Annotated in this window: 18 protein-coding genes; 11 read left to right on the top strand and 7 right to left on the bottom strand. The window is 53.7% G+C overall.

Annotated elements, in window-relative coordinates:
- Positions 1–367 precede the first annotated feature (367 nt).
- From M504_RS18420 to atpH, 5 genes are all read left to right on the top strand, one after another.
- Positions 368–805 (top strand): ATPase domain-containing protein, encoded by a 438-nt coding sequence (locus M504_RS18420; protein WP_047497082.1) that lies wholly within the window; start codon positions 368–370, stop codon positions 803–805.
- A 699-nt stretch (positions 806–1,504) separates the two neighbouring features.
- Positions 1,505–1,783, top strand: a complete 279-nt coding sequence (locus M504_RS18415) for a hypothetical protein (RefSeq protein ID WP_156994008.1) — start codon at positions 1,505–1,507, stop codon at positions 1,781–1,783.
- 113 nt (positions 1,784–1,896) lie between these two features.
- On the top strand, positions 1,897–4,230 hold the full coding sequence (locus M504_RS18410) for a glycosyltransferase family 4 protein (RefSeq protein WP_084214533.1): 2,334 nt from the start codon (positions 1,897–1,899) through the stop codon (positions 4,228–4,230).
- Complete coding sequence (locus M504_RS18405) at positions 4,227–5,261, top strand: glycosidase (protein ID WP_084214532.1); 1,035 nt, start codon at positions 4,227–4,229, stop codon at positions 5,259–5,261. Before M504_RS18410 ends, M504_RS18405 begins: the two co-directional genes overlap by 4 nt.
- 833 nt (positions 5,262–6,094) lie before the next feature.
- Positions 6,095–6,652, top strand: coding sequence for an ATP synthase F1 subunit delta (gene atpH, locus M504_RS22810; RefSeq protein ID WP_047497076.1), 558 nt, complete (start codon positions 6,095–6,097; stop codon positions 6,650–6,652).
- Positions 6,653–7,404: 752 nt separating this feature from the next.
- Here the strand turns inward: atpH and M504_RS18390 are convergent.
- Positions 7,405–7,842, bottom strand: a complete 438-nt coding sequence (locus tag M504_RS18390) for a response regulator (RefSeq protein ID WP_083344184.1) — start codon at positions 7,840–7,842, stop codon at positions 7,405–7,407.
- Complete coding sequence (locus M504_RS18385) at positions 7,839–8,378, bottom strand: hypothetical protein (RefSeq protein ID WP_047497074.1); 540 nt, start codon at positions 8,376–8,378, stop codon at positions 7,839–7,841. The genes M504_RS18390 and M504_RS18385 overlap by 4 nt, the downstream gene beginning before the upstream one ends.
- A 494-nt stretch (positions 8,379–8,872) precedes the next feature.
- Here M504_RS18385 and M504_RS18380 point away from each other — a divergent pair, with 494 nt between their 5' ends.
- Complete coding sequence (locus M504_RS18380; protein ID WP_047497072.1) at positions 8,873–9,586, top strand: Crp/Fnr family transcriptional regulator; 714 nt, start codon at positions 8,873–8,875, stop codon at positions 9,584–9,586.
- 289 nt (positions 9,587–9,875) lie between these two features.
- Here the strand turns inward: M504_RS18380 and M504_RS22565 are convergent, their stop codons facing one another.
- Entirely contained in the window at positions 9,876–10,355 is a 480-nt protein-coding gene (locus tag M504_RS22565) for a hypothetical protein (RefSeq protein WP_231966903.1), read from the bottom strand.
- Here M504_RS22565 and M504_RS22560 point away from each other — a divergent pair.
- Together M504_RS22560 and M504_RS18370 are read left to right on the top strand one after the other, a co-directional pair.
- Positions 10,245–10,472: a Crp/Fnr family transcriptional regulator gene (locus M504_RS22560; RefSeq protein WP_231966866.1), complete on the top strand. Its 228-nt coding sequence runs from the start codon at positions 10,245–10,247 to the stop codon at positions 10,470–10,472. The two genes, M504_RS22565 and M504_RS22560, sit on opposite strands and share 111 nt — an antisense overlap.
- A 389-nt stretch (positions 10,473–10,861) precedes the next feature.
- Positions 10,862–11,575: a Crp/Fnr family transcriptional regulator gene (locus tag M504_RS18370; RefSeq protein ID WP_047497068.1), complete on the top strand. Its 714-nt coding sequence runs from the start codon at positions 10,862–10,864 to the stop codon at positions 11,573–11,575.
- Positions 11,576–12,000: 425 nt separating this feature from the next.
- Here the strand turns inward: M504_RS18370 and M504_RS18360 are convergent, their stop codons facing one another.
- The 3 genes from M504_RS18360 to M504_RS18345 all read right to left on the bottom strand — a co-directional run bounded on the left by M504_RS18360 (position 12,001) and on the right by M504_RS18345 (position 14,841).
- The gene (locus M504_RS18360; protein ID WP_047497376.1) at positions 12,001–12,843 is read right to left on the bottom strand and encodes a fatty acid desaturase; all 843 of its coding nucleotides are present in this window, start codon (positions 12,841–12,843) and stop codon (positions 12,001–12,003) included.
- A gap of 817 nt (positions 12,844–13,660) precedes the next feature.
- Positions 13,661–14,413 (bottom strand): RES family NAD+ phosphorylase, encoded by a 753-nt coding sequence (locus M504_RS18350; RefSeq protein ID WP_084214531.1) that lies wholly within the window; start codon positions 14,411–14,413, stop codon positions 13,661–13,663.
- Entirely contained in the window at positions 14,395–14,841 is a 447-nt protein-coding gene (locus M504_RS18345) for an antitoxin Xre-like helix-turn-helix domain-containing protein (RefSeq protein WP_047497062.1), read from the bottom strand. Before M504_RS18345 ends, M504_RS18350 begins: the two co-directional genes overlap by 19 nt.
- 416 nt (positions 14,842–15,257) lie before the next feature.
- Between M504_RS18345 and M504_RS18340 the strand changes: the two genes are divergently transcribed.
- The gene (locus tag M504_RS18340) at positions 15,258–16,454 is read left to right on the top strand and encodes a Gfo/Idh/MocA family protein (RefSeq protein WP_232296360.1); all 1,197 of its coding nucleotides are present in this window, start codon (positions 15,258–15,260) and stop codon (positions 16,452–16,454) included.
- Between the two features lie 31 nt (positions 16,455–16,485).
- Here the strand turns inward: M504_RS18340 and M504_RS18335 are convergent, their stop codons facing one another.
- A complete protein-coding gene (locus tag M504_RS18335) occupies positions 16,486–17,694 on the bottom strand; it encodes a sorbosone dehydrogenase family protein (protein ID WP_232296359.1) in 1,209 nt (402 codons plus the stop codon).
- A gap of 141 nt (positions 17,695–17,835) precedes the next feature.
- Here M504_RS18335 and uvrA point away from each other — a divergent pair, with 141 nt between their 5' ends.
- Both uvrA and M504_RS18325 read left to right on the top strand, forming a co-directional pair.
- Positions 17,836–20,370, top strand: coding sequence for an excinuclease ABC subunit UvrA (gene uvrA / locus M504_RS18330; RefSeq protein ID WP_232296358.1), 2,535 nt, complete (start codon positions 17,836–17,838; stop codon positions 20,368–20,370).
- Positions 20,371–20,415: 45 nt separating this feature from the next.
- On the top strand, positions 20,416–20,820 hold the full coding sequence (locus M504_RS18325) for an inorganic diphosphatase (protein WP_052201039.1): 405 nt from the start codon (positions 20,416–20,418) through the stop codon (positions 20,818–20,820).
- Positions 20,821–20,998: the final 178 nt, after the last annotated feature.

Genomic DNA, 20,998 nt, shown 5'->3' with positions numbered 1-20,998 from the left:
ACTGTCACCAGCGCATTTTCAATCGCGCACCCAAACGTTCATATTCGAGAGGAGACAGCAGTATCCAATACCGTGAAGCTTTAGTCTTCGAGCGAGCCAAGATACCGATACATCTCGCGTCGTTCCGCTAAGAAATGAGCCCTGCGTCTCAGTCTGATCGATCGAAAGTGCAAAAATACCGCAACTCCGGTGAGAAGCGCGACAACGACGATGGGTAGAAATTGCACAAACATCTTGCTTCCTCAGCGGACCGTAGGGATGGGTTGACGCCTAACGTATTTGATGCGGTCTGCGCTGGTCAGCTACGTCCGATTCCATATTTGTAAGAACACGACTTATCGAGTCGTGAACCCGCCGGATAGGGCTCATGCACTATTCTGGTGCCCTGCCAACGGACTTCAACCTGACGCGACTCACTACCGGGGTCGCTGGACTCGACGACATTCTTGCAGGCGGCCTGCCTACTGGGCAGATGTATCTCCTAGAGGGCGATCCAGGAACGGGTAAGACAACGCTGGCAATGCAATTCATCCTCGAGGGCTTTCGGCATGGGCAAAAGGGACTTTATGTGACGCTATCGGAACCCCGGGCCGAGTTGGAGCTCACCATGCGCTCGCACAGTTGGAAGCCCGCGGAGCTTCCAGTCGTGGAGTTCCTGCCTGACGAAGCGAGCCTTTCAGCGGAACAGCAATATAGGAGGTTACACATGCAGGGGTGTAGCTCCACACAGCTTAAGATAGGCAACCATTTCCGTATTCACTTCCACCGAAACGATGTTCCTACGCTTTCATGCAGGGACGTGTGAAAGCCTTCGAACTTCTCCGCTTTATATCTCTCCATCGCGAGCTTCTTAATGCCTCATCTGAGGCAAAGCAAGAGCTGCTCTTAAATTCCAGACGCATGCTTGAGATCAAGATCGATCCGGGGCGGCACGGCAAGCATGTCTTTGCATCGTTGGAGTACATTCAGATTGGGTAACCAGTTCAGCCCTATAAAACAGGTCAAAAATCTTGGCATACGGTGCAGTCATCGCTTCGGTCGGCTTGTCACGACAAGGAACTAGGACCTATAGCCTAAAGAAAATCGCGGTGCTTACGATGCTCTAAGGTACTGATTCACACGTGGTTCCGAATGTTGTCCCCTTGCTAGGGACGAATACGGATTGCCCTTCTCGGCACGCTCGTGAATAACGGCGTACAGTTACGTTTAGAGTCCTTCTCGCCTTCAGCCTTCACGGCATTGCTCCAGACGAGCGTCTTTCAAGCACGCCACAGTCTCGGAGTCCTAATGAGTGTTCCTCGTAGCAGCGACGTCTCAAAGCATCTTGCGCGTAGCCCCAAGCGCAAAGGAATTATCCTGCCATTTCCAACACCGCATGTTCCTGGCCGAGATGGTCAGACGAGTGAAATGGCAGCAGCGACGGAGGGACAACTCCTCGTGGATGACTTACAAACGATTCAGGAAACAGACGATTCTGAGCCTCTACCGGAAACGAGATAGCTCTGTGAAAACAGGAGTATCTCAGTTTTGGATTGATATCCGTCGTTGCTCCACGAACGAGATATCGACTTACACGGTGACTGGGCGTGGAATTGATGCGGTGGGGCGGTCCCTTAGCTATACGTTCCAAAGTTATGCCGATCTAAAAGACGATCTGGACAATCTCGGAGTCAGCCTTCCGTGGATCGCAGACCGCCAACTCCGCGGTGGGCTACATGCAGCCGTCGAATGTGATCAACGAACGCTGTGCCTGCTTGGGATTTGGGACCCGGTCGCAGCGTAAATCCTAACGGGATCAAGGATCCGCCTTGCGGCAGATCCCATACGTAGGAAACTCTACAAGCCCGACCCGGCTTCTGCTCTTCCTCCTAACGCTGTCGAATTTCGAAAGCAATCATGTCCAATGAGATCGCTCCTGCCCTCTCTGAGCTCGGCAACTCACAGCCGTTGCCGCTCCCCACACGAATCGCGTTTATCGGCAACTACTTACCCAGGCAATGTGGCATCGCGACATTCACCACGGATCTTTGCACCGCAATCGCACAAGAGTTTGGAGAAGAGAGGTTGTTCGCGATTCCGGTCAACGATCCGGGAGGGGACTATCAGTACCCGGAGCGAGTTCGCCTTGAATTAGAGCAAGAGGATGTTAGCTCGTATGAGCGCGGGGCTGACTTTCTCAACTTCAACGGCAACGATCTCGTGTGCCTACAGCATGAATACGGCATCTTCGGCGGCCCAGCGGGTGGCCACATCCTAACGCTGCTTAGGAAGCTGCGGATGCCAATCGTTACAACCCTACATACAGTGCTGCGAGAGCCGAACCTGGATCAAATGGCGAACCTTCGAGAAATTGCGAGGATCTCCGACCGCATCGTGGTGATGAGTCAGCATGCGGTAGATCTTCTAGAAGAAATCTATGACGTCCCTGCAAGCAAGATTGACTTGATTCCGCATGGGGTTCCCGATCTCCCCTTCAATGACCCGAATTACTTCAAAGATCGTTTCAACGTCGAAGGCCAGTCGGTTCTTCTCACATTTGGTTTGCTGTCTCCAAACAAAGGGATTGAGAACGTACTCCGTGCCTTGCCCGCCATTCTGAAAGAAAACGCGGATGTGGTTTATATCATTTCAGGTGCCACCCATCCTCACGTCAGAAGGTCTGAGGGAGAGGCCTACCGAACAGGGCTTACTGAACTCGCGAGCTCACTTGGGGTCAGTGAACACGTGATATTCGATAACCGCTTCGTGAGCAATGAAGAATTGATGGAACACGTAGGCGCGGCTGACATCTATATCACTCCCTATCGGCAAGAGGCGCAGGTTGTTTCGGGTACGCTGGCTATCGCGTTCGGTGCGGGGAAGGCAATTATCTCGACACCTTATTGGCACGCCAAAGAGTTGCTTACCGATCAGCGAGGAATCATTGTCCCATTCGACGATCCGGCTTCCATCGCCGAAAGCGTAAACATTCTGCTCGCGAACGACGCTTTGCGGCATCAGATGCGCAAACGTGCTTATCTCCATTCGCGTGGCACAACATGGAAGATGACCGCGCAGGCGTACATGGCAAGCTTTCAAAGAGCCCGCTCGGAGCGGATGTCAAGGCCGCGGCCGGCCCCCCGCGATGCAGAAACCATCGCCTTGGATCGACTGCCATTTCTCAACACGAGCCACCTTTTCGCCATGACAGACGACACCGGCATTCTGCAGCATGCCATCTACTCTCTGCCAAACAGCTCAGAGGGTTACACCACGGACGACAACGCACGAGCACTCATCGTAGCCAACGCGTTGAATGCATCTCCTCTATCGAGCAGTGTCGAGTATGAAACATTGTCCTGTCGATACATGGCTTTTCTATGGCTTGCCTTCCGTCATGACACTGGTCGGTTTCGGAATTTCTTGAGCTATGGGCGAACGTGGCTAGAAGAGACCGGCTCCGAAGATAGTCATGGTCGTGCGTTATGGGCGATCGGGACCGTGCTTGGCACTTCGAGCCATGCCGGCCTTCGCGGCGCAGCCGGCAGGATGTTCCAGGCTGCTGCCGCCTCTAGCCTTACCTTCAGTAGTCCACGCGCGTGGGCCTTCTCAGTGCTTGGTATGCAGGCTTATCTCGATTGGTTTCCCGGTGACCGGTTAATCCAAGGTTGGAGAAACGTCTTGGCAAACCGTCTGTTGAGCATCTTCGATCAGACACGCGGCAATAACTGGTATTGGTTTGAGAAACACTTGTCCTATTCCAACGCTCGCTTGCCGCAGGCGCTTCTCCTCGCTGGATGGAAGAGTAACAACAAGCGGATGGTAGAGGCTGGCACTGAATCTTTGAGGTGGCTGCTGGCAGAACAACATCGTGAGAGCGATAGCGTGTTTGTTCCCGTGGGATCGATGGGATTTGTTGCTGGTTCGAAGAAGGAGAGATTTGATCAGCAACCCGTCGAAGCATGCGCGACGGTTTCAGCGTGCATGACCGCGCACCAGATCAGCGGAGAGCAGTCCTGGCTCGACGAGGCAGGAGTTGCCTTTCGTTGGTTTCTCGGCGAGAACGATCTCCAGGTTCCTCTCTACGATGCCGCGACAGGTGGCTGTAGGGACGGCCTGCATCCAGACCGTGTTAATGAGAATCAGGGAGCAGAATCGACTCTTTCGTTTCTCATGGCACTTCTTGAACTGCGTGGCATGGAACTTTCCAATGAAACGCAACAGCTTTCTGAAATGAGTGCATCGCTTTGAGTTCTACAGCCCCGATCAGCTTTACCTCGGCCCACACGGACCGAGAGACAGAACGCCTCAGCACACTTGCGAACGAACCGCTGTTTCAGCGGCATTCTGCGAACCCGATCCTCGGCCCCAATGATTGGCCCTATCCCATCAATAGCGTTTTCAATGCTGGCGCAGTCAAGCTGCCGGATGGAGATACGCTTCTGCTATGTCGTGTTGAGGATAGGCGAGGACTCTCTCATCTCTGTGCCGCAAGGTCCGCAAACGGCATTGATAGATGGAGGATCGATCGGACACCAACCATGCCCGCGTTGCCGAAGGAATTTCCTGAAGAGATATGGGGTGTCGAAGATCCACGCATCACGTATGTCCCAGAACTCAAGCAGTTCGCAGTTGCGTACACATCGTTCGCTCGCGGAGGTCCGGGAGTCTCCCTGGCTCTGACATCAGACTTTGTTACGTTCGATCGTTACGGTGTCATCATGCCACCTGAGGACAAAGACGCCGCACTGTTTCCAAGGAAGATCAATGGAAAATGGGCCCTGATACATCGTCCAATGACGGCACTGGGCGCTCATATGTGGATCTCTTACTCTCCTGATCTTCGACATTGGGGAGATCACATGGTGATGCTCGAGGCACGGAAAGGCGGCTGGTGGGACGCAAATAAGATAGGGCTTTGCTCACCTCCCATAGAGACAGCAAAAGGGTGGCTCGTGATTTATCACGGTGTCCGTACTACCGCATCTGGAAGCATCTACAGATTGGGGTTAGCCTTGTTTGATCTCGACCGCCCTGAAGTATGTCTTCAGCGTGGCGACGCTTGGATATTCGGACCAGAAGCTCCTTATGAACGAAATGGTGATGTGAAGGATGTCGTCTTTCCTTGTGGACAGGTTGTTGAAGACGATGGCGATACGATCCGTCTTTATTACGGTGCCGCAGATTCCTATATGGCCGTGGCCACAGGGAGTATTCGTAAGCTGCTGTCGTGGTTAGAAACGAATGCACCAATTACTTTGTCTGATGGAACTGAATCGTAAGACGCACGACATACCAGCTGAAAAGCGCGCAGGCCGAAATAAAGAGCGTAAGCTCAGCGCAGTAGCTATTCTTTCTCGCCTCCAGCAGTACCATCGCTTCGCTTCAGACGAGCACCTCCCAAGCAAGCAACTGGAACTCTGGTGTAGACATGAGTCGCAGAGACAAGTCTGACGTACATAACCACCTTTCCGCCTCGCGCAAGCACTCGCCGTTGATTTCGCCCACGGATCGAAAGACCGACGCAACTTCCCAGGCGATTGCGGTAGAAAAGCCTTCGCTGGTCCTGGTTAGAAAATCGGTTGGTCGATTAATACTGCCGTTAATGGAAGATCAAACCGGATGACTACAGGTTCCGTTTTCTTTCGTTCTGGTACTCGCTTCCCAAGAAATTTTAGTTTTCCTGACAAGCCCGGCTATGCCGGTTGGAGTAACTCCGAGTTTGAGTCCGCACACAAGGTGGACCAACGGATCCGCGAACTGGGATGGCACTTCATGTGGTTAGCGCTATATTCCACGAGGATCGGAGTTGGACGTAGTCGAACTTCGGCACTCGATAAAGCGATCCGTTCAGGCCTCGAGGATCTCAAGCCCCGATTCAATACGGCAGAGCTGATGGATGTAAGGGTGAGAAAATATCCGGGATTTTACGTCGCAAAGGTAAAGCTGGCCGCCCGACACATTCAGGAGTGGGCGTCCCTCGGGCTGGTCGACGAGGCGGTCTTCAGGATCGCTCCGGATCTAGTCAACGGTTAGGCGACTCGAGACCTTCGCTGTCGAGTGGGAGCGTTCGAATTTGTAGAGTCGCAAGCAGTCTTCATGGAGATCGTCGGTCATGGAAATAATGAGCTCATCTCGAGCATCGCGATACGGACGAGCATTCCTCGGAGCCGTGCGCCACCAAGAAGGCGATGCTTCATTGGAGACGCATGTAAGAAATTTGCGTGGATTTGCTGCCGTACTGAGTGCGTCTGCAGAATTACAGAAGGCGCTGAATTCGCGATGGGTCACTGCGCCAGAGAGACGTTCTGTCATCGCCTCCCTCTGTGATCGATTGGAGACGGGGTCGTTCACTCGCAATCTCCTCTTCATACTAAGTGATCGGCACCTTATGCGAAGCCTCTCTATCATCGTGGACTCTATCGATGCGTTGTCCGATGAGATAAGGCACGTCGAACGGGTTCAAATTACGACGTCACGTCAACTTGCTGAGACAGAGATGCAGTTGCTTCGGACGCAGATTGCCTCGCAAAGAGGATCCACAGTACGGCTCATTCATATCGTAGACCCATCTGTTCTTGGCGGAATCCGCATGCAGATTGGGGCTCAGGTATGGGACGACACGGTCAAACAACGGTTGGCAACTCTTCTTGCCACTTTGAAAGCAGCCTGAAATCACGGTGAATAAGATGTCCAAAAAGACTGACACTGTTAAGAACATTCCTAGCTGGTATCCAACGGCAGGCGAAATCCTACAGACGCAGCGTGCGCAGCTTGATAGATCAAAACGAGAAGCAGCAGCATTCGCATCGGAAATGTTCAACCACCATGATCGTCCCTGGTGGAAGCGTCTTTTTGCGAGGTGATTCTGGCTATTTTCTCGGGTAGCTTGCAACAATAGTCTGATGCTTGCTCGGAGGGCCCTCAGCTTTCGCTGCGTGGTATCTAAACGCTTCAAATCCATCCGTTGTCCCTTGGTTGTATCCGCGCAGTTCAACGCACCACCTCACAACGGTCTTCTGGAGTTTCGCATGCGTTCAGCCGAAACATTCCGCTCTCTAGAGCAGATATCAAATCGCTTCATGCTGTGTCAGGTCATCTCCCAAAGTGTTCGTCTTATTCATAGAGGTGGCTTTCCGATCGAGGACAGTGTTTCTGAAGCGTTGCGGGGTATTGAGGCAGGCAGGATCCGGGGCATAAGCCGATTTCCTGGAACATCGGTCCCGTCAGAACTGCATACTACTGTTCTCTTTGGTTTGCCCGAACTGCTCTAGGGAAGGAATGCGTTATCGCCAAACGAGGCCGACCATGGCGATTCAGTCTCAAGCCCACTAATCGAAGTTAACTACGAAGCCATTAGATGCTCGCAATTACAGACTGTATAAACGGCACCTGCTTTCAACTTCATATGAAGTTGTTCGTTTTCTAATGAGACGAGGTGAGCTCTGCCGGCAACACGCACGGCTCACCTGTCTCAAGCATCTGCCCGATCTGAAGCAGTAGGTCTGTCGGATGCACCGGTTTCGTCAAGAGTAGGAAGTCATGTCCCGCGTTGCGAGCTTCTTCTAGAAGATTTGCTGTGGCAGCCTGGCCGGAGAACAGAAGGACTTTGCATCCGGGATGTTGCGCTTTCATTTGGATCGCGAGTTCGATACCAGACAATTCCGGCATTGCGACATCAGAGATTAAGAGATCCGGAACGAGATACTGAGCAGCTTCTAGAGCGTTCAGTGGATTCGTGTACGGCGAGGCGTTGAAACCCTTCTGGCACAGGATGATTGCCAGGGTTCTCGCGATCGTGGACTCATCGTCGACAACAAATACCCGCATCGTTCTTCCGACCGTGGTGAGATTCACGCTCATCGGAAGCCGCCCGACTCGAGGAGAGTGGGATGTTCCATCCGATCTACTTCGCGTGAGTATAACGAATCGTGGTCGGTCAGCAAGCGGTCTGAGAACCTTTGTTGCATTGCTACTTTTTCGTGGAAACCCTGAAAGAGCACCTCGACAACTTTCCTTCTCCCAAAAGCTCTGGCCTGGGACAGAGACGCACGGTAGTAACTCAAAATGGAATGATCAAGCAGCAGAAAAGCATCAATTGGATCAGCGCTACGCGATGTCCTTTCCACGACGAAAAGCGTACCTGGCATAACTATTCCTGGATACTTAGCTTTGGCCGTGGGAGTTATAGCATGGTCGTGCGAACATTCGAGATAATCGAACAAATCCTCAAGCCGAAGAAGATGCTCTTCTGTCTCGTCAAAGTACTGATCTAGCAGACTGGATGGAAAGCAGGGCATGGAATGAGGTATAAAAAGCTCTGCTGACGCCCTGAGAGCGCGATATTCCTCACCATACAGCAAACCAAGCTCATCAAGCAGCGCACTCTTAGCATTCATTTCCAATCCCCTTGAGCGTTGCAGCTTTCGTTAACCGGAACGCCTTTTGCAAAAGCGCGCTCGCGGAGAACGAAAAGGAGCGGCATCGGAAACACACGCTCTTGAAAACAAGGCAGGAACCTATCGTTCAACCAGGTATACAGCCGGAGAGGAAGCAATTAGCTTTACATTGCCCCCGAGTTGAATCGGGGATGCGCCATATTTCTGCGTCTCTAATTCTCCGTTAGGGTCTCCCGGGAGTGTCACTGTTCCAAGTCTCTATACCCGGCCTGAAACGGTCTGTGCGACTTCACACATTTGAATAAAAATAAACCCTCCGGGCGAGGAGTAAGGATGTTGTCTTCGTGGGGTGGCAACGCTGACTTCCTCTGCAAATTCTGTTTTCCGGCGGCTTGCATCCAATGTGACATAGGTTACTTAGGCAATGTGAGTTGCGTTCGGCAATTTTCAACGCCTTTCACCCCTTAAACCCGCGCACATGATCGGACGGTCAAATGCACAACCTCACATTTGCCAACACCTTGCTGAAGCGTCTCCCGCCGAGTACCATCGCTCGACTCAATCTCCATCGCGTCGATCTCCCTCGGGGACGGGATCTCGCCGTCATTGGTGAACGCATTCAGTGCCTGTGTTTTTTGGAACAAGGCATTGGATCGATGACCACCTGTTTCGAGAACGGGGCGCAGGTAGAAGTCAGCATGTTTGGGTACGAGTCAGTGATTGGCGTCTCTGCACTGATGGGGGTTAAGCAAAGTCTGAATCGCGTATTCATGCAGCTCGCTGGAACCGGTTATACCTGCAATCTACAGACTGCATTCGTGGAATTCGAGAGCAATGCTTATTTTCGAGGACTAATGCTGCGTTTCGTCCAAGCTCAGCTCACGCTCGCCATGCAAAATGCTGCATGCAACTCCTCTCACAGCTATGAGCAACGCCTGGCGCGTTGGCTGCTAATCTGTTCGGAACGAGCGGCTCAAGACACCCTTGAATTGCCACAAGAGTTTGTTGCGGAGATGCTCGGTAGCACGCGTTCGACCGTCTCGATAGCGGCTGCTCACCTCAAAGCCAAGAGGCTCATAGACTATAGCCGCGGACACATCCGCCTGATCGATAAGCGTGGACTGGAAGCCGAGTCCTGTGAATGCTATCGAGTGGTTCGAAATCATCTGGAAAGCTTCGCTCAGTTCGATACTGAGTTCGTCACATAGCGCGATCGCGTGCTGCCCGTGAGGGAATGCAGGAACAAGATATTCCAGTAGTGCTCTTGACTAAGTCAGCCAAGTGACAGACAGCTGTTGACACCGAACATACGGTTGGAAGCGGAGCCATCGCATCTGCTCCCGTCAGAAGTTTGTTCGCCGCCGGTTCTCTAGGCAATCTCTTGCGACGTGACGAAGGAGTTGCGTGCGCCAGACGACGAATGAGCTTCTGCAGAGGTTGCCGCGCGTTTATCGTCAAGCACTCATCGCCAGCATGGAAGAGGTATCCCTTCCCGTCTCAACGGTACTTTTCGAACCGGGAAGAGTTCCGACTCACGCGCACTTCGTTCTTTCGGGAGCCATTTCCGTCGTCGATTCTTTTCAGAGCGGCGATGGCGTCGAAATCTTTTCGGTTGGGCGAGAGGGACTTGTTGAAGCGACTCATCTTCTGGGTCAATCGACTTCTCCTGCAAGAGCCGTGGTGCAGATTGAGGGCCGGGCAATCCGTTGCCGGCTCGGTGAGTTGCAACTTCAATTCACGGAATATCGGCCGTTGCGATCTGTGGTGCTTGCGTACGTGCAAAGGCGTAGCTTCATCTTGGAGCAACTGTCTGCGTGTAATCGCCACCATGAAGTTGATCAGCGCATCGCTCGATGGCTGCTCATGATGCAGGACCGCCTGGGTGCGCAGAACTTTCCGATTACCCAGGATGTCCTTGCGGAACTGCTTGGTACGCGCCGAACGACAGTCACACGTGCCGCACGACGACTGCGGCATGAGGGAGTCATCAGTTACAGCCGCGGTGACATGAAAGTTCTTAATCGCAGAGGTCTGGAGCGAAAGGCATGCGAATGCTACGCCATCGTGCGGCGACTTGCCGCGGAAGGTAGATAGCTGCGTGGCTCTCGATTCACGGACCTTGTTTTCGGAAAGGACTGTCGCGTAAGAAAACAGGCGCACATTGCGAACGTTGGCAGACTCCGCTTACAAATCCAGAATATGCCACGCACTTCACTCGATTTGAGATTTGAACACGCATCCATAAGTGCGAGTTCGCACGGACAGACCTGTACTCACTGAGACACACTTCAGTTACCGCACCGAAGTTCACAGGCGTGTGGTCTGGACCGAGTAGGCAGATGAACTACAAAGTGTGACGTCGAGTGTCCGCAGCGTAATGCCCGACATGGGCTTTCGTGAGACGTAGGCACCTCAAGTGAAGTCGGCGATTGCAATATCTTCCTTTCTTAAGCATCTGGCCAACCGAACAGAGGAAGGGAACGATGCAGAGACAGGAGTTCCGGAACACAATACTTCAGCACCTACACCCAGAAACGATTCGGAGACTTCAGCTTCGTTCAATAGAACTGAAGCTTGAACAGGATGTAGAAAGCCCGGGCAAGAGTATCCGTAATGTGGTCTTTGTCGAAGAGGGCATTGGATCCATGACCAGTGTGTTCAAGGACGGGTTTGAGGTCGAGATCGGGATGTTCGGTTACGAGTCCGCGATTGGCGTTTCTGCTCTCATGGGTACAAAGCAAAGTTTGAATCGCGTGTTTATGCAACTTGCCGGCCACGGATATTCATCAGCACTCGCTACAGCAATGGAGGAGTTCCGCCGCCACGGAGATTTCCACGATCTGGCACTTCGCTACGTGCAGGCTCAACTGACTCAAGCCACGCAGTCCACAGCCTGCAACGTCCATCACAATCATGAGCAACGGCTTGCGCGATGGATTCTTATCTGCTCTGATCGTGCCCAGAAGGACATCTTGAAGCTGTCACAAGAGTTCTTGGCGGGGATGTTGGGAAGTGCCCGACCCACTGTTACCATCACAGCGCGAAAGCTAAAATCTCTAGGACTTATCACGTATTCCAGAGGAATAATCCGCATTTTGAACAGGGAGGGACTCGAGAAGCAGGCTTGTGAATGCTATCGCCTCGTAAAAAGCCACCTTGATAACTTCGCGGAGTTCGACACAGGTTTCACAAGCTGACGGATTCATGTCGCGGTGTCTACCACTCGACGTCTCCCTCCTTGAGCATTGTGCACTCGGGGAGTTTAGAGAAGAGAAACGCGTCGGAATAATATCCGCACGCGCCATTCTCGAATTGGATCACCAATCCATCATTCAATCTGTCTACCACTGCGATACGGGGAGCAGAGCTCAGAGGATTTGAGAGGTCGATTGAAGTTTCCATGAATTAAGGATCATCTCATTCCTTATCTCCGCGCTGTCACCCAGCTTGCATAAGGCGAAGAGCAACGGTCCTAATCGTGTGATCACACCATCGGTTTCGCACTGTTCGCCATTGTTCCGTAGTTTCTTTTACTCCGGATCCTATCTAGGCTCTCGAAATTTTTGCATACGGGCCACCTGCAGATCTCCATGGGAGGCCCAGCAGTGTTTGAGTGACAAAACTATCCCTCAGACAGCGATCGTGCCTTCACGTCCCAAGCCAAACCCATTGCTTTGAGCAGGCAGATGCCATACCAATTCAGGTCAACTTCGTACCAGGCCAGGCCGTGGCGCGATGACTGGGGATGTGCGTGGTGGTTGTTGTGCCAGCCTTCACCGAACGTCAGGAGCGCAACCCAGAAGCTGTTCCGTGAGGAGTCGCCGGTGGCGAACCTGCGCGATCCCCACATGTGCGTTGCGGAATTCACGAGCCAAGTGGAGTGCAAGCCGAGCACGGTCCTGAAGAAAATCCCCCAAAGCAGGAAGGGCCAGCCCCCGAGAGAAAGCAGCAGGACTCCAAGTATGGTCATTGGTACCCAATGCCATCTGCTAATCCAGACGTGGAAACGATCCTTGCGGAGATCCGGTACGTAAGGCAACAGATCAGCGGCATCATTGTGCATGGTCTGCCCTGTGAGTAGCCAGCCTACGTGCGACCAGAAGCCTCCATCGTGGGGAGAGTGTGGATCGCCCTCCTTGTCGGTGTTCTGGTGGTGTTTCCGATGCGTGGCAACCCAGAAGATTGGTCCGCCTTCCAGAGTAAGCGTCGCGCAAATAGTCAGGAAGTACTCGACGAGTTTCGGAGTCTTGTACCCGCGGTGCGTGAGCAGTCGATGATACCCCACGCCGATACCCAGACCGCCCGCCAGCCACCAAAGAAGTAAGGAGAACAAGAAGGCCTTCCATGTAAAGAAAAACAAGGCGGCGATCGCCCCAAGGTGGAAGGCTAACAAGACGAGGCTGGTAGCCCATACTACTGGCTGTTGAAATGTGCGGTCGTACTTGGCTGGTAGCAGCGATGCCATGGAAATCCTCAGTAAGTAGGACGCTTCGTCTGTCATCCGCTGAGTGGTATGACGGTAATAGTTCCGTAAGGCTTGCGCAATCGCCATCGCCGTTCAAGGCAAATAACTTCAGCCAGGCGCGAGAGGAGCGATCAACCGGTGCTTCTTTAATCCCTGAGGGATTTGCAACTGTTCCGCAGCGAACTCTTTGATGAGAGAACCATTTCCGGCGCTCGTCTCAAAGAGATTGCTCCCGATCATATAGAGGTAAACGAGACCCTGGAGCGATCGGAGCTACTTGAGAGGTACGTGATACTGAAGAAATCAGTTGTCGCGTTCAAGAATGCCCCGAGACTTTTCTGAGTTGAGCCAAGGCGTCTTGCCAAGCGCGTTGTACGCGAAGGTCCCAAGATGCACGCATCCTCTCGCGGCCAACTTCTTTTCAGCCCAATCTTTCGTTTCGCGACATAGTCCGAGAATCTCCGTCAACGAGCTCCAATCATGCTGGAACGTTCGCGCTTGTGACGTGTCGTGCAATTGGGGTGACGGGGCGACGCTTACGCTTACGATGGATGTCTCGTTGGATGCAGTCACGATAATGTCGATGATCGGAAGGGGGTTCGACATTCGGAAAGCGTACGAACTCTGCAAAATATTTTGCAAGTGAATCTCGGAGACACTTCGGGTATAGGGGAAGAAACAATACGGGATGTTGAGAGCGTGAAACGGAGATGGTGAAGCCGAAGATTTCAGGCTACCGTGCTCGCACCGGCAACTGTGTCCAACAAATCCAGAAACTACTTCGCGCCTTGTTCTTTGCAAATGAAGATTCCCCGTGCTATCGGGATCGCTGCAAGGGGACTTCGTTCACTTCTTGTCGGTAATGATCCCGTCTCCAATGGAAGGAGAGGAGATATCGTTTGGCACGCCGTGGGCGATAGACCAAGGCAGGGCGAAAGCAGACCAGGCAGCGACCACCCTTCTTGCGTACGCTGGGGTACAGGATGCCATTGGACTTGTCTTTCAGAAGTTGTTGCGCGAGCTTCTGTGACTCTCCGTAGCATGCAGGAACGGGTTCTGGCGCGAGGCATGTGGCGTAGTCAGCGGCCGGCTCCAACGCATGAAACTCACCGTGAAAATCCGCGAGCCAGTCGTCATACGTCGATGCATCCGACTCGGGGACACCTGTCGCTGTCTCCGGAACAATGATTTCCGCGAGGCGCTTGGCCTTGTGATAGCTGACTTCTGCGACCGATGTCTCCAACCTGTCTGCGGCGTACCACGCACCTCGGTCCGGACCGTTGAAGCGTGCTCCGTTCGGACTCGGATGGAGGAATGCTGCGCGGACGATGTGAGCGTTGGGAATCCCGTAGACCAGCTCATAAGTGCTAATGCCAGGAAGTCCGAACTGTTCACCCTGGATCCGGTCATTCGTCGCTCCATCCAGGCGGATCAACTTCTGGAGCATGTCGTCATCGTCAGCCAGATCATCAAGAACCGTACCCGCTTCGCTGTAACGCGAGGGAAGCAACCGATGCATTCCGCTTCGGTCGATCTGCCGGAGTGGTGGTGTCACTGGCCGCCTCGCCATGCATCCAGCATCCGCCGAACCTCAATCATTCCGGGTTGCCCCCGTTGGATCATATAGGCGAGCGGTGTGCGCCCCATGAAGACCGGTCCACGATTCGCAAGAGTGATCCAACGATCCGCCCAGGGTTTTCCAAAGTAGATATTCAGGGCCTTATAGATTCCGATCAGCAGTGAGATTCGGGTCAACGTGTCTTGATCGAGCGTACGCTTCGGGTTCGTCTTCCATGCGTGGAAGGTCGACGACGCCAAACCTCCGAGAAGGGAACGAGAGTCCTCTTCATTCAATCCCCACTTTTTCCGGAGATTCAGGAACGCTTTGATGGCAGCGGACGAAAGCTCCGCTCGTTCGGCTGCATTGCTAAGATCGGCACCCGATTCGAAATCGTATCCGGCGATTCGGGGCAAGACAAGGGACGCAGCGGTTGCCATAGCAAATCTCGCTTTCGAGAGTAATTATCCTCGAAAACGAGATGCGCTGCAAGCAGCTTAGATAAGCAATCTGGGAGGATCATAATCCGCCTAAAGAGCCTCCCGATACACCGGGGCAGCGTCGAGCATTTGTCGCAGTTGCAGATAACTGCAGAAGATTTTCTTGTGAGTTGAACCCTCAATCCACGGACGATGGCGAGCAAAAGATTCATGAACAGCACAGTCTTGGAAGGCGGGTTTGACGATGAGAGGCTCGAAGTGACGTGCGTTCGTATCGTCTCAAGAGCACCAGATCGCCATCTGTCTGGCTATGAGCCGGCATCCCATGGGGGATGGACACTCCTCGGGATCTTTTCGTCGACGTATCTTCTTCTCGCCGTGCTTTTTTGCGATCTGCTTCTTCAGCGATTGCGGGCATGGCAGCGGTGGTACCCAGCGTGAGTGGCCAAGCGCAGAAGCCGAATGAGGCGAACGATGTCCAGTTATCGCAGATTCATGCCCCAACCGAGGCTCCAGAGAAGGCTCCGGGGCCATTCCTGCCCGTGAATCGCCGCGTGGGCTTTGCGATTGTTGGGCTGGGACGTCTTTCGCTCAATCAGATTCTGCCGGCGTTCGCGACAAGTGACTACTGCAAGCCAGTTGCTCTTGTGAGCGGAGATCGTTCGAAGGCGCTCAAAATCGCGACTCAGTATGGCATTGCCGAGAGTCACATCACCGATTACGCCAGCTTTGAAAAACTGAAAGAAATGTCCGGTGTGGATGTGATTTATATCGTGTTGCCAAATGGAATGCATCACGAGTTCGTACTTCGCGCGGCAAAGATCGGCAAGCACATCCTCTGCGAGAAGCCGATGGCAAACAGCACTGCACAGTGTGAAGAGATGATCGCTGCCTGTCAACGAAGGAACGTGAAGTTGATGATCGCGTATAGGCAGCAATATGAGCCGATGAATCGGGCTTTGGAAAAGGCAGTGCGAGAGGGCAAGCTAGGAAAGCTACGCAGCATTGTGGCTTCAAATTCGCAGAACGAAGGCGATCCAACGCAGTGGCGGCTCAACAAGCAACTAGCTGGCGGGGGAGCGCTACCCGATGTTGGGATTTATTGCTTGAATGCAAGTCGTTTCCTCTCGGGAGAAGAGCCGAACGAGGTAATCGCAACTCTGGTGCAGCCCAAAGACGATCCTCGTTTCAAAGAGGTCGAAGCGCGGTGCGAAGTGATCGCACGGTTTCCAAGCGGTATGACCGCAACATTCACAAGCGGGTATGATGTGCATCGCTCGGCATTCTTACGGCTCGAGGGAACCGATGGCTTTGCCGAGGTGGATCCAGCCTTCGGATATCACGGTTCAAAGCTTCGCTTCACGAAACTGATGGACGGAAAAGACACCGAACTACATCCAGCGATTGAGGAGAAAGATCAGTTTGCCCTCGAGATGGATCACATGGCTGTTTGCGTCCTGCAGAATCAGCAGCCACGCACAGGTGGTGAGGAAGGGTTGCAAGATCAAAGAATCATCGAGGCGATCTATCGATCTGCAAGAGAAGGGCGCCTCGCTTCTATTGAGGCGCCCGCAGGTGCTACACGTCTTGGCATTCTGCCGCCGCTTGAGTAGCGAGCGGCAGGGCCGCTAGGACTCTTGGGGATTATCGCGAATAGGTGATTCGGTAGAGAATCCCATTCTGCTCATCGCCGAGCAGGACGCTTCCGTCTGCCATTTGCGCCAAGCCAAAGGGGCGAGCAAACCGAGCCCATCCACTACCACCTTGGGTCTGCATCAGAAAGCCATCGACAAACGGCGTGATTGTCTTGGCGACGCTACCTTCAAAATGAATGCGAACCACTTGGTAGCCACTGGATGGGTTGGCTCCCCATGAGCCGTGCATGCTGGCCAGCGCATCCCCGTCGAAATCGGACGGCAGCCCCGTTCCTTTGAGGAAGATCAGTTGCATGCCGGACGCGTGGGCATTCCAAGTCAAAACTGGAAGGGTTGTTTTCGCGGCCCATTGATCGAGAGTGGCGCCATGGGGTGGTGTGAGATAAAGGTTCTTGAGACCGTTGCCAAGGATGTACGGCCAGCCGTACTCCTTGCCCTGTTCGATCTTGTTCAACTCTTCACGTTGCTCCTGATCCCCCATCCAATCCACGCCATCGTCCCACCCATACAAGTCCTTGGTGCCGGGCTTGAAGTTGAATCCAATCGTGTTGCGAAGCCCGGTGGCAAAGGTCTCTCGACCGCTACCGTCCAGGTTGTAACGCTGCATCGTACTGTTGATGTGATTCCGTTCCTCGCAGGTATTGCAGGTACTCCCGACCGAGACGTATAGCTTGTTGTCCGGTCCCACCGCGAGCGTCCGATCCACATGTTGTCCAGCGTCCGGCAAGTCCGCAATCAGAAGCTTCGATGCCCCGAGCGTTCCGTCGGGATTGAGCGGTGCGGCGTATACCTGCTTGATCGTGACGTAGTACAGGATGCCGGCATGGATCACCATGCCGTGAACATTTTCCAGTTCGAGAACCTTCTTCTTCTTACCGCTGCCATCGATCATCGTGATTGTTCCCGCATCGCGGCTGCTGACGTAAATGTTTCCAGCTTCGGAAACTACGACGACCCGAGGACTATCCAATCCTTCGATGAATTTGGCGATATGAAAACCCGCGGGCAGCTTCAGTCTCCCAATATTCTCCGGCGTGGCGGTCAGCGGCGCTGGCAGCACTACGTTGACGGTGTGACTGTCACGCTGTGGGTTCGGCATCGTCTGTGCCGAAGCCGACAACGCGAGAGCGGTGAAGAATACAACCGGAGTGAGCTTCATGCAGCAAGGGATGCGAACTCGCCCGAACGATGTTGCCACGGGCTCTCACTCAATGCTGTGCCTTCCATGCGGTGGAATAGCACTTCCCGAATCGTTGAGGTGGCGCACGGGTGGTACGTTGCATCCTATGAATTTATGAATGACGCTCGGAGTCGGGCAGAAGGCGCACAGACAACCGGAATGATTCGCGTGCGAGGTGCGCGCGAACATAACTTGAAGAATGTCGACGTGGATATTCCGCGAGATGCGTTGGTCGTGTTTACCGGCGTTTCAGGATCGGGCAAATCGTCTCTTGCGTTTGGAACGTTGTATGCCGAAGCGCAAAGGCGTTATTTGGAATCGGTATCGCCCTATGCTCGTAGGCTTTTCCATCAACTGAGCATTCCCGAAGTTGATTCCATCGAAGGTCTTCCCCCAGCCGTTGCTCTGCAACAACAGCGGGGAAGTGGCACCACGCGGTCTTCGGTTGGAAGTGTGACGACACTTTCGAACCTGTTTCGCATGTTGTATTCAAGAGCTGGGAACTATCCGGCCGGCCGCCCGATGCTTTATGCCGAATCGTTCTCCCCCAATCGGATTGAGGGGGCTTGCCCAAAGTGCAACGGGACCGGCCGCATCTACGAGGTGACCGAACAATCCATGGTGCCGGACCCATCGTTGACGATTCGCGAGCGTGCCATTGCTGCGTGGCCTACTGCGTGGCAGGGGCAGAATCTACGTGACATCCTCGTCTCCTTAGGCTACGACGTCGACACACCGTGGAAAAGGCTTCCCGCCAAAGAACGGAAGTGGATTCTGTTCACGGACGAGCAACCAACAGTCCCAGTGTATGCAGGGTTCACGCCCACTGAAACTCAGCAAGCATTACGACGCAAGCTAGAGCCGAGTTATATGGGCACCTTCACCAGCGCCCAGCGTTACGTGATGGAGACCTTCTCAAAATCCCAGAGTGCCATGATGAAACAGCGAGTCGCGCAGTTCATGCTCAGCAGCGAATGTTCTTTGTGCCACGGTAAGAGGCTCCGAACGGACGCACTGGATGTGACATTCGCAGGCATCGACATTGCGCAGATGAGCCGTCTTCCGCTAAAACAATTGGCAACGATCCTGCAGCCCTTCACTACGGGGAGTTCGAATGATTTTGCCAAGCATGTAGAAAAGGCAGCCGCGGCGCAACGCATCACGCAGGATGTCGTGAGTCGACTCGAGGTATTGATCGAACTCGGTCTCGGCTATTTGGATTTGGAGCGAAGTACACCGACACTGTCCCCCGGAGAACTTCAGCGGCTCAGACTTGCGACACAGTTGCACTCAAATCTTTTTGGTGTTGTGTACGTGCTGGATGAACCATCGGCTGGCCTGCATCCATCCGACACAGAGACGCTACTCCACGCACTCGCGGCGTTGAAGAAGAGCGGCAATTCGCTCTTCGTCGTCGAACACGAAGTGGACGTCATCCGGGCTGCCGATTGGATTGTGGATGTCGGGCCTGCAGCCGGAGCATACGGTGGTGAGGTGCTCTACAGTGGACCGCTAGCAGGACTAAAGGATGTCGGCAGCTCCGAAACCGCCAAGCATCTCTTTGCGAACGCCGCAGCTTCCGTAGCTCCACGAAGAAACCCAAAACAATGGCTACGTCTGGAAGGTGTGACCCGTAACAATCTCCACCAGGTTGCTGTATCGATTCCGCTTGGTGTTCTGGTGGCGGTCACTGGTGTGTCTGGATCGGGGAAATCCACCCTAGTCAGCCAGGCTCTAGTGGATCTCATTGCGGCGCATCTCGGCCAACCAATTGAGGATGGAGAGGAAGACGACGCTCTCGCTGCACACTCCTCAGTGGTTCTAACGCAGGGAAGAATTCTGTCCGGCATGGAAGGTATACGTCGATTGGTCCGCGTCGATCAAAGACCAATTGGACGAACGCCGCGTTCCAACATCGCCACGTATACCGGTCTGTTCGACGAAGTCCGAAAACTCTTCGCATCAACGAAGCTGGCACGTACACGGAAATATGATGCAGGCCGCTTCTCTTTCAATGTGACGAAGGGGCGCTGCGAGACCTGCAAAGGAGAAGGGCAGGTCTGTGTCGAACTACTTTTTCTACCGAGCGTATATTCACCGTGCCCGACCTGCCACGGTGCGCGCTTCAATGCCAAAACACTCGAGGTGACCTGGGGCGGCAAGAACATCGCAGAGGTTTTAAACCTGAGGGTCGATGATGCAATCGTATTCTTCGACACGTCCCCATCCGTCCGTCACTCATTGCAAGTCTTACACGAGGTCGGATTGGGTTATCTCCGATTGGGACAACCTGCGACCGAACTCTCAGGCGGAGAAGCCCAGCGCGTGAAATTGGCGACGGAGTTGCAGCGTGCCACCCGCGGGAACACGATCTACGTTCTCGACGAACCAACCACAGGCCTCCATCCTGCGGACGTAACACGGCTGCTACGGCAATTGAACGAACTTGTGTCTGCGGGCAATTCGGTGGTGATCGTTGAACACGACATGCACGTTGTTTCGGCGAGCGATTGGGTCATCGACATTGGTCCCGGCGCGGGTGAAGAAGGTGGAACGATTGTCGGAGAAGGAACTCCCGAGCAAATAGCCCACATCTCCGGGAGCAGAACGGCGCCTTACATCCGGAGTCGGTTGGGGATTTCGGGGCGCATCAAGGGCGCATCAAGGGCGCATCCTACAGAAGACAGATCGTGATTCCTTCGGAGACGACAATGAAATCCCTTAGCGAATCCCACCAAATTGAAACCGCTTCCAGACGGAGGCCAAAGCATCCAAGTCATCGTCGAAACTCCCGCACGAAGTCGAAATAAGTTCGCGTTTGATCCCGATCAGGAAATCTTCACGCTCAAGAGCGTTCTTCCAGCCGGCATGGTCTTCCCCTATGTCGGCTTTCTGCCCGGGACCGAGGGAGGCGATGGCGATCCGGTGGACGTGCTTCTTCTCATGGATGAGCCAGCGTTTCCTGGAGTCGCCGTCAGAGCTCGCCTCATCGGCGTGATCGAGGGCGAACAGGTTGACGGCAAGAAGAGGCTTCGTAACGACAGGCTAGTTGCGGTATCCGAATCGACCCATCAATACGCAAAGATCAAACCTTATCCGATCTCCCGAAGAAGTGGATTCGCGAACCGGAGACGTTCTTTGTGAACTATCACGGACTCGAGGGCAAGAAATACAAGTTGCTTGGCTGCAAAGGGCCCCAAACAGGCTTTCGCATCATCAAAACCAGCCGAAGCAAGTAGGGTCGAGTTGGGAAACATCGCTGGAGCAAAGTCATCTGATTTCGATCCGAATCAATTCCGTAACTGACGGAGTGGGTTTATTC

Source organism: Terriglobus sp. TAA 43, assembly GCF_000800015.1.
Lineage (GTDB): Bacteria > Acidobacteriota > Terriglobia > Terriglobales > Acidobacteriaceae > Terriglobus.
This window is presented reverse-complemented; position numbering and strand designations above follow the sequence as displayed.